Below are 9,139 nucleotides of genomic sequence, written 5' to 3'. Positions count from 1 at the left end.
CACCCGGCTGTTTTCGGGGAAGGCGACATGGATCGGCAGCGACGCGCTGGAGTAGCCGTAGGGATATTTCGAGGCGAGCAGCGCGTCGCCGATCAACAGCGTCGGCTCCATCGAGCCGGACGGCACGTAGAACGGCTCCGCCAGCGCGGCCTTGCCGACCAGCACGATCGCCACCACGGCGGCGAGCTGCGTCAGTTGCGATGCCCAGCGCCGCAGCGTTCCGCCTTCCGAAGTCTTATCCGCTGTGTAGATCATCCGCCAGTGCCTCCGACCGTAATTCTGTCCATCCGCAGCGTCGGCTGGCCGACGCCCACGGCAGCGTGTTCGCGCTGTGGTTCATCTGCTGCCTGTCGGCGAGGCCCTACGTCCGCACGGCGCTGGCCGCAGCGGTTGCGATCGTTCAACTCGCGCTGCTGCCGGTCATCGCCAACACGCCGCGCATTGCCCGGGATCTGGAATGGCCGGTGTGGGCGAGCTATCTGTCGAGTGGCCTGCCTGCGCTGATTCCGACGTCGCCCGACACCTTCTACTTGAATACTCCGGCTACGCCGGAGGGCCCGCTGGCGCGATTCCGGTCCTGGCTCGGGCGCAACATCGGCGATGTCGCCGGGCGCAGCGATCCCTCGGCCTGCAGCGGCACCGCCGGCCCGGTCATGCCGCTGCGGCTCTTCTACGTGCAGCACGCGCGCACGCCCCCAATACACGAGCCGGTTTGGATCAGCAGGGGGACCGCCTGGGACAATGCCCGCAATCGTCCCGTGCAGCTGGTGGCTCTGGTCGATGCCGAAAATCGCGTGGTCGGCTTCGGTCTGCCCGGCTTCCGCAGCGACCAACAGGCGCCGGCCGCGGCGGCGAAGACGGCGGGTTGGACCGCGATCTTCGCCAGCGAGCCGCGCCGGACCGTCCGCGCCTATGGCATCGTCGATGATGGGCAGCGGATTTGCCCGTTACCCAATAACCGCTACTTCCCGCTGGAGACGAAGTCGCTGACCACGGAGGCCTTCGTCGGTGGCGTCGAGATACTGCCGGGGCGGCAAATCGTGCAGCGCTTCAAGCCCGAGCATCGACTTGAGGCCGTGACGCTGAAGCTCGTCACATGGGGGAAGCAGCCGAGCCGCTACACCATCCGTTGGCGGATCGTTGCACGCCGCGACGGACGAGCCATCGAGCTCGGCGCGGGCACGATCGACAGTACTCGTGTCAGCGACTGGCAGCGTTTCGAGCTACCGATCGCGACGGTACCGCCGGAGGTGCCCGACCAGGTCGAGATCGTGTTCGGCGCCGACAGCGACCAACCCCCCGCCGCGCCGGTCGGGCTGCCACTCTACCGGCCCGATCCGCAAGCCGCTCCCCCGCCGGCGGAAGTCGACGGCGCCGCGGTCGCTAACGGGGGCTCACTTGGGCTGGATATTTCCTACGCGCCATAATACGGAGAAGGCGTATCTGGACAGGGCATCGTCGTAGTGCTGCTCGACGATTATCACGGGAAAGAATGGCGGACAGAGGTTGTAGTCATGCGAGCGATATTGAAGTAAATTGCCTTGACGACAGTGCCGCCGTTGCGGCGGATCCAGGAGCATCGTCACGCGCTTCTCGCTCAGGTCCGCGAGTTGTCCGAGAAGCTCGCCGTTGCCCAGGAGCGCAAGGATGGGCAGGAATATCGCGATTACCTCGACACCAATGCGGCCGTGCTGCAATATCGCGAAGCCTATTATCAGGCGCGCGGGCATGTTGCGCCGGGGGCGGCGCTGCCGACTGCCCGCGCCTGGCCCAAGCCGGATACGCCCGGGCTCAGCTACAAGCAGAAGCTGACCGTCCACCTCGATCTGGCCGGCAAGGGCGTCGAGATCGGCCCGCTCAATCTGCCGCTGCTGTCGAAGGAGGAGAGCAACGTTCTCTATGTCGATCACCTCGACACCGACGGCCTGCGCGAGAAATATCCGACGCTGACCGACATCGCGCCGATCGATCTGCCGATGGTCAACAACAGCCTCGCCGATACGCTGCGGCCGGTGGCGCCGGTGGACTACGTCGTCGGCTCGCAGGTGATGGAGCACGTCCCCAACCCAATCGGCTGGCTGCAGGATCTGGCGACGGTGATCAAGCCGGGCGGGATGCTGGCGCTGTCCTTGCCCGACCGACGACTGACCTTCGACCTGTTCCGCGAGGAGAGCCGTCCGTCCGACATGGTCGAGGCGCATCTGCTCGGCGCGGTGATCCCGAGCGTGCAGGCGGTGTACGACAATCAGTCGCTCGCCACCGCCATCAACATGCATTGGGCGATCCCGGGCTCGCTGTATCCGCACGACGTGGTCGCCGGCCGGGGCGCGGTGTCGCCGCCGAAAGCCGCGACCAATCATCTCGAGCTGACGCAGGTCGCGCTGTCGGGCAAATATCTCGACGCGCATTGCTGGGTGTTCACACCGGCGTCGTTCCTGGTGCTGATGGCGCAGCTGGCGTCCGACGGATTCCTGCCGTATCGCTGCGCCCAGTTTTATCCGACCAACCCGGTGTCCTACGATCGCGGCAGCTCGAGCTTCACCGTGGTGCTGGAAAATGTCGGAGACCGGATCTCGAACGCCGACAAGCGGCTGAGCTTTCTGATGGCGCTCGGCGACTGACGCTCGCACGGCGCCGCAGACGCGCAGCGCTGGCCGGCCTGGACCGGCGCGTCAGCGGCGGCCTGTCCGGAGGCAGGCGTCCCCTGCGGAACCTCGTGCACGGGCCGGCGCCGGAACGCTGGACCCGCTGGTCGAACTGTGGCTTAAGCACTGCGGCGAGCCTGGCCGGCTCGCGATCCTGCTGCCGCAGGGCCGCCCTCCACCCATCCGGGGCTCCCGCGGGGCGCCCGATGCGCTTGAATCGGGGCAGGTGTCGTTTATACGGGCGCTGGCGCGGGCGCCGATAGGTGCCCGCCACCTCAGAGTCGCCCAGCTTGGAAACGCGATTGATGTCTGCAACCTTCCAAAACCGTTCGCAGGCCCCGCCCGGCCGAAGCTGTTCGTCCGCGGCGGCACCAGAGGTCGCTCGAGGCGGCGATGTCCGACGTCCTCGCCCGATTGTCGGCGTGGCCGCTGTGGGGCCGGAATGGGCTGAACGACATCCTGCAGCGCTATCGCCGCTCGATCCTGGGGCCGTTCTGGCTGACCGCCAGCATGGGGGTGATGGGGGTGTCGCTCGGCACGCTCTACGCCGAACTGTTCAAGACCTCGATTCAGGATTTCCTGCCGTTCCTGTGCATCGGGCTGTTGATGTGGAACTTCATCGCCAGCTTCCTCACCGACGGCGGCGCGATTTTCACCACGTCGGAATCCTACATCAAGCAGATACGGCTGCCGTACTCGCTCTACGTCTATCGCGCGACGTGGAGCAAGCTGATCATCTTCGCCCACAACTTCGTCATCTACTTCGGCGTCATTCTGTATTTCCGGATCTGGCCCGGCGCTGCGGGGCTGTTGTTCATTCCCGGCCTGATGCTGGTGCTGCTGAACGGCGCGCTGGCGACGGTGTATATCGGCATCCTCTCGGCGCGGTTTCGCGACATTCCGCAGCTGATCAGTTCGGTGGTGCAGATCATCTTCTTCATCACGCCGATCATGTGGAAGCCCGAACTGTTGTCGCGGCGGGTCTACATCGCCGACCTCAATCCGTTCTTCCATCTGGTGGAGATCGTGCGGGGGCCGCTGCTCGGCCAGGTTCCGACCCTGTTCAACTACGCGGCGGTGTTGTTGATCACGGCGATCAATCTGGGGCTCGCCGGCTACGTCTTCACCCGTTTCCGCTCGCGCATATCCTACTGGATCTAATTCGATGGCCACCGACAACATGCTGACCGAGCTGAGTCTGAACAACGTCAGCGTGTCGTTTCCGATCTATCACGGCGGATCGCGATCGCTGAAGAAGAGCCTGCTGTTTCGCGGCTCGGGCGGCCATCTCGCCAACGACGCCAGCCACCGCATCGTCGTCGAGGCGCTGCGCAACGTCACCACGCAGATCCAGGCCGGCGACCGCGTCGCGCTGGTCGGCTCCAACGGTGCCGGCAAGACCACGCTGCTGCGGACCATGGCCGGCATCTACGAGCCTGTGTCCGGCACCGTCGAGAGCCGCGGCCGGATTTCGCCGATGTTCGACATCGGCCTCGGTATCGACACCGAGATCAGCGGCTACGACAACATCCGCATGCGCGGCCTGATCCTCGGCATGACGCCGCAGGAGATCGAGGGCCACTTGCAGGAGATCGTCGAGTTCACCGAACTCGGCGACTATCTCGACATCCCGGTGCGGACCTATTCGTCCGGCATGATGACGCGGCTGACCTTCGCGGTGGCGACCTGCTTCGCGCCGGAGATCCTGCTGATGGACGAGTGGATCATGGCCGGCGATGCCGGTTTCATCAACAAGGCCCGCAACCGCATCGAGAACTTCGTCGCCAAGGCCAGCATTCTGGTGCTGGCGTCGCACAGCCTCGAGACCTGCCGTCAGTTCTGCAACAAGGCGCTGTGGATGGATCAGGGCATGGTCAAGGCCTCGGGCCCGATCGACGCCATCCTCGACGAATATGTAGGCGCGACGCAGCGCTGAGGCAGTGACTGAGTCCGCGAGTTGACCCGGCGTGCCGACGCCGAACGGGTGCGGCTTCAGAGCCAGCGTTTGCGCCGCTTGAAGCTCTTCAAATTCTTGAAGCTCTTCCGCTGATCACCGGCGCCGCCGAGGTAGAATTCCTTGACGTCCTCGTTGTCGCGCAGTTCGTCGGCGGTGCCGTCGAGCACGACCTTGCCTTGCTCCATGATGTAGCCGTGGCTGGCGACGGAGAGGGCGGCGCGGGCGTTTTGTTCGACCAGAAGGATGGTGACGCCGAGGTCGCGGTTGATCTGCTTGATGATCGAGAACACCTCCTTCACCAAGAGCGGCGACAGGCCCATCGACGGTTCGTCCATCAGGATCATCTTGGGCCGCGCCATCAGCGCGCGACCGATCGCCAGCATCTGCTGCTCGCCGCCGGACAGATAGCCGGCGAGGCCGGTGCGCTCCTTCAGACGCGGGAAGTAGTTGTAGACCATCTCGATGTCGCGGCCGACCTCGCGGTCGCTGCGGGTGAAGGCGCCGAGCCGCAGGTTCTCCAGCGACGTCATGTCGGAGACGATGCGGCGGCCTTCCATCACCTGGAAGATGCCGCGGCGGACGATGCGGTCGGGATCGATGCCGTCGATACGGTCGCCGTCGAACACGATCTCGCCGCGCGTGACGTCGCCGTCTTCCGTTTTGAGCAGCCCCGAGATCGCCTTCAGCGTCGTCGACTTGCCGGCGCCGTTGGCGCCGAGCAAAGCCACGATCGCGCCCTGTGGCACGTCGAGGCTGAGTCCGCGTAGCACGAGGATCACGTCGTCGTAGACGACCTCGATGTTGCGGACGCTGAGCAGCGGGGCGGGGGCGGCGGCGGGCGACGGCGGGCTGTCGGTTTGGGCGGTGACTTGCACGACGAACTCCGAAGTTGATTTTTGCTGGCCACGAAATCGAGCCCGCGGCGTCGCACAGAACCTCTCCCCGCGTGCGGCGAGAGGTCGGGCCGCATCGTCAGATGCGGGCCGGGTGAGGGGGCGCTGCAGCGGGGCCGAGCGGCTCTGACTCGCGGAGACGCCCCCTCACCCCGACCCTCTCCCCGCACGCGGGGAGAGGGAGCGCTACTCAGTGCCCGTCAACTCACCACCCAAACCATTCCGGCTTGCGCGGCAGGTCCACAGTCTTGACCTTCTCGAGCTTCACGGTGCCTTTGGCGATCAGGTCCTTGAGGTCGCCGTCGGTCGCACCGGAAACGCGGGCACGGTAGAGATCGACCTTCATGGTCCCGCGGTGGTCCTTGTCGGTCCACGTGGACGGATTGCAAACACCCTCCATGCCCGCCGGCACCCAGTCCTTCTTCTGATAGAAGCCCTTGGCGACGTTCTCGCCGGTGGCGCCGCCGTTCTTGGCCGCCCACTCGATCGCTTCCTTCATGTACAGCGCCGAGCACACGCCGGCGACGTAGTGCACCGGGCGATAGGCGGTGCCGGACGGGTCCGACATCTTGGAGATTTCCTCCACCGTCTTCATGCCGGGCGCGTTGCCGCCCCAGGCCACCGCGGTGCGCAGCGGGAAGATGACGCCGTCGGCAGCATCGCCGGCCGCCTTGGCGCCGTTCTCGTCCATGCCCCAGACGTTGCTCATGAACTGCACGTCGACGCCGGCCGCCTTGCAGGCCTTCATCACCGAGATGTTGGACGCCGCGGTGTTGCCCAGATACGCGTAGTTGGCGCCCGAGCTCTTCAAGCTGAGGCACTGAGCCGAGTAGTCGCCGGGCGCCAGCGCGAACACCAGCGGCGGCAGCACTTCGAAGCCGAGCTCCTTGGCCAGCGCTTCGCCGGCAGCCTTCGGCGCGTTGGGGTAGGGATGGTTGGCGCCCATGTGGACGAACTTCGGCGCGCCCGGCTTGCCCTTGGCCTTCCAGTCTTCCGCCGCCCACATCAGCTCGGCGCGCAGCGCGTCCGAGTAGGACGGGCCGTAGAAGAAATTGTACGGCGCCGGCTTGGCCTTGCCGCTGGTGCCTTCCGGATCGGTCAGCGCCGCCGCGTAGGAGCCGGACAGGTCGGGGATCTTGTCGTTGGCGAGGAAGCCGGTCAGCGCCTCGGTATCGGCGGTGCCCCAGCCCATGATCGCCGCGACCTTGTCGCCGCCCGACCATTTCTTGTACAGCGCGATCGCGCGCGGCACCTGATAGCCGTAGTCGTTGGTATCGACATTGAGTTGCTTGCCGGCGACGCCGCCGTGCTTGTTGACCCAGGCGAAGGTGTCGGCGACGGCCTGGCCGTAGGGCGTGCCGACGTCCGATGTGCCGCCCGAGTAATCGGCGAGGTGGCCGATCGCGATTTGCGCCTGCGCACTCGCAGACGTCGCGGCGATGACGAGCGCCAGCGCGGCGCTGCCGAGCAGTGATTTCATGGTCATGTTCGTTGTCCTCCGGTCCTTTCAGAAGTCGAGGTCGTTTGTTGTTTTTGTCCCCAGCGCCGACCTCAATGCGAGAAGGGGTAGAGTTTCCAGTAGGCCTTGATCTGCCGCCAGCGATGCGCCAGCCCGTCCGGCTCGAACACCAGAAAGGCGATGATGATCAGCCCGATGGCGATCTCGCGCAGGAAGGTCAGATTGTTGTTGAGCTCGAGCGCGCGGTCGATCGCGCCGCCTTTCAGCGCCACGCTCAGCCACTCCATCGATTCCGGCAGCAGCACCACGAAGGCGGTGCCCATCAGCGTGCCCGAGATCGAACCGATGCCGCCGATGATGATCATGGCGAGGAACAGGATCGAGCGCTCGATGCCGAAGCCTTCGTTGGAGACGACGAGCTGATAATGCGCGTACAGCGCGCCGGCGATGCCGGCGAAGAACGCCGCGAGGCCGAACGACAGCGTGCGATATTTGGTGAGGTTGATGCCCATGATCTCGGCCGAGAGATAATGGTCGCGCACCGCCACCAGCGCCCGTCCGTCGCGGGTCCGCATCAGGTTGGTCACCAGGATGTAGCAGACCAAGAGATACGCCAGTACGACGTAGAAATACTGCTTGTCGCCGCGCAGCACGAAGCCGAACAGCGAGAACGGATTGGCCGAAGCCGGCACCGAACCGCCCGAGAACCACTCGGCGCGCGAGAAGAAGTCGATCAGGATGTACTGCGCCGCCAGCGTGGCGATGACGAGGTAGAGGCCTTTGAGCCGCGCCGCCGGCACGCCGAACACCAGCCCGACCAGTGCAGTGACGACGCCGGCCAGCGGAATGGTGAAGAACACCGGGATCGCGGTGGTGTTGTTGATGTAGGCAGAGGTGTAGGCGCCCAGCAGAAAGAACGCGGCGTGGCCGATGGAAATCTGGCCGGTGAAGCCGACCAGGATGTTGAGCCCGAGCGCGGCGATGCCGAAGATGCCGATCTGGATCAGGATGGTCAGCCAATAGCTCGACAGCACTAACGGCGCGAAGCACACCAGCACGATGGACAGGATCACCGCGTTGCGGCTGGTCCGGGTCGGGAAGATCGTGGTGTCGGCGGCGTAGGAGGTGCGGAAATCGCCGGCCGGGATCAGGGAAGCATTCGCCATCAGATGCGCTCGATATCCTTGGTGCCGAACAGGCCGTAGGGCTTGATCATCAGGATGATGATCAGCACGTAGAACGGCGCGATCTCATAAAGATTGCCCCAGTGCAGATATTCGCTGTCGATGTACTGGGCGATGTTTTCGAGCAGGCCGATGATGATGCCGCCGAGCACGGCGCCGCCGATCGAATCCAGGCCGCCCAGGATGGCGGCCGGAAACACCTTGATGCCGTAGGCCGACAGCCCCGACGACACGCCGTTGACGACGGCGACGACGACGCCGGCGACCGCCGACACCGTCGCCGAGATCGCCCACGCCATCGCGAATACGCTCTTCACCGAGATGCCGAGCGACTGCGCCACCTGCTGGTTGAACGCGGTGGCGCGCATCGCGAGGCCGTATTTCGAGACTTTGAAGAACCATGCCATGCCGATCATCATGGCGATCGAGACGACGAGGCTCATGACATAAACGGTCTGGATCTGCAGCCCGGCGATCGAGACCGACTGCGTGGCGAAGATGCGCGGGAACGGCTGCGGGTTGACGCCGAAGATCCATTTCAGCGCCGCCTGGAACACGGTCGACAGCGCGATCGTCACCATGATCACCGAGATGATCGGCTCGCCGATCATCGGCCGCAGCACCACGATCTGAATCGCGATGCCGAACACGAACATGAACACCAGCGTGAGCGGCATGCCGAGATAGAACGGCACCTGATACTTCGCCAGCAGCGTCCAGCACACCCAGGCGCCGATCAGCAGCAGTTCGCCCTGCGCGAAATTGACGACCTGCGTCGCCTTGTAGATCAGCACAAAACTCATCGCCACCACGCCATACAGCGTGCCGACCACGAGGCCGTTGACGAGGAGCTGGATCAGAAGGTGTGAGTTCATTGCATATTCACCCACGTCATTGCCGGGCTTGACCCGGCAATCCATCCTCTTCGAACGATGGATGCGCGGGTCAAGCCCGCGCATGACGCCCTGATATGTTGCGTCCTCTCCACGTCATGGCCGGGC

Annotated in this window: 9 protein-coding genes; 4 read left to right on the top strand and 5 right to left on the bottom strand. The window is 65.0% G+C overall.

Annotated elements, in window-relative coordinates:
* Positions 1 to 255, bottom strand: a 255-nt coding sequence (locus I5M_RS15335; protein WP_031336517.1) for a S26 family signal peptidase, incomplete at its 3' end; no start/stop codon positions are given.
* Between the two features lie 65 nt (positions 256 to 320).
* Between I5M_RS15335 and I5M_RS15330 the strand changes: the two genes are divergently transcribed.
* The 4 genes from I5M_RS15330 to I5M_RS15315 all read left to right on the top strand — a co-directional run bounded on the left by I5M_RS15330 (position 321) and on the right by I5M_RS15315 (position 4,581).
* A complete protein-coding gene (locus I5M_RS15330) occupies positions 321 to 1,427 on the top strand; it encodes a hypothetical protein (protein WP_022722199.1) in 1,107 nt (368 codons plus the stop codon).
* Between the two features lie 123 nt (positions 1,428 to 1,550).
* Positions 1,551 to 2,621, top strand: coding sequence for a methyltransferase domain-containing protein (locus I5M_RS15325; RefSeq protein ID WP_022722198.1), 1,071 nt, complete (start codon positions 1,551 to 1,553; stop codon positions 2,619 to 2,621).
* Between the two features lie 417 nt (positions 2,622 to 3,038).
* Positions 3,039 to 3,806 (top strand): ABC transporter permease, encoded by a 768-nt coding sequence (locus tag I5M_RS15320; protein ID WP_022722197.1) that lies wholly within the window; start codon positions 3,039 to 3,041, stop codon positions 3,804 to 3,806.
* A gap of 4 nt (positions 3,807 to 3,810) precedes the next feature.
* Complete coding sequence (locus I5M_RS15315; RefSeq protein WP_022722196.1) at positions 3,811 to 4,581, top strand: ABC transporter ATP-binding protein; 771 nt, start codon at positions 3,811 to 3,813, stop codon at positions 4,579 to 4,581.
* Positions 4,582 to 4,637: 56 nt separating this feature from the next.
* On the opposite strand, the gene I5M_RS15310 is transcribed toward I5M_RS15315, so the two are convergent.
* From I5M_RS15310 to I5M_RS15295, 4 genes are all read right to left on the bottom strand, one after another.
* The gene (locus tag I5M_RS15310) at positions 4,638 to 5,477 is read right to left on the bottom strand and encodes an ABC transporter ATP-binding protein (protein WP_022722195.1); all 840 of its coding nucleotides are present in this window, start codon (positions 5,475 to 5,477) and stop codon (positions 4,638 to 4,640) included.
* A gap of 223 nt (positions 5,478 to 5,700) precedes the next feature.
* Entirely contained in the window at positions 5,701 to 6,981 is a 1,281-nt protein-coding gene (locus tag I5M_RS15305; RefSeq protein WP_022722194.1) for an ABC transporter substrate-binding protein, read from the bottom strand.
* A 65-nt stretch (positions 6,982 to 7,046) separates the two neighbouring features.
* Entirely contained in the window at positions 7,047 to 8,120 is a 1,074-nt protein-coding gene (locus I5M_RS15300) for a branched-chain amino acid ABC transporter permease (RefSeq protein ID WP_022722193.1), read from the bottom strand.
* Positions 8,120 to 9,013, bottom strand: a complete 894-nt coding sequence (locus I5M_RS15295; RefSeq protein ID WP_031336515.1) for a branched-chain amino acid ABC transporter permease — start codon at positions 9,011 to 9,013, stop codon at positions 8,120 to 8,122. The genes I5M_RS15300 and I5M_RS15295 overlap by 1 nt, the downstream gene beginning before the upstream one ends.
* Positions 9,014 to 9,139 lie beyond the last annotated feature (126 nt).

Source organism: Rhodopseudomonas sp. B29, assembly GCF_000333455.1.
Lineage (GTDB): Bacteria > Pseudomonadota > Alphaproteobacteria > Rhizobiales > Xanthobacteraceae > Rhodopseudomonas.
Note: the sequence above shows the minus strand (reverse complement) of the source record. Positions and strands in the feature narration are given on the sequence as shown.

What these genes read in the sequence shown, in the direction of transcription:
- I5M_RS15315 (WP_022722196.1), top strand. Translation starts at nt 3,811, where the DNA reads ATGGCCACCGACAACATGCTGACCGAGCTGAGTCTGAACAACGTCAGC.
- I5M_RS15295 (WP_031336515.1), bottom strand. Translation starts at nt 9,013, where the DNA reads ATGAACTCACACCTTCTGATCCAGCTCCTCGTCAACGGCCTCGTGGTC.
- I5M_RS15320 (WP_022722197.1), top strand. Translation starts at nt 3,039, where the DNA reads ATGTCCGACGTCCTCGCCCGATTGTCGGCGTGGCCGCTGTGGGGCCGG.
- I5M_RS15300 (WP_022722193.1), bottom strand. Translation starts at nt 8,120, where the DNA reads ATGGCGAATGCTTCCCTGATCCCGGCCGGCGATTTCCGCACCTCCTAC.
- I5M_RS15305 (WP_022722194.1), bottom strand. Translation starts at nt 6,981, where the DNA reads ATGACCATGAAATCACTGCTCGGCAGCGCCGCGCTGGCGCTCGTCATC.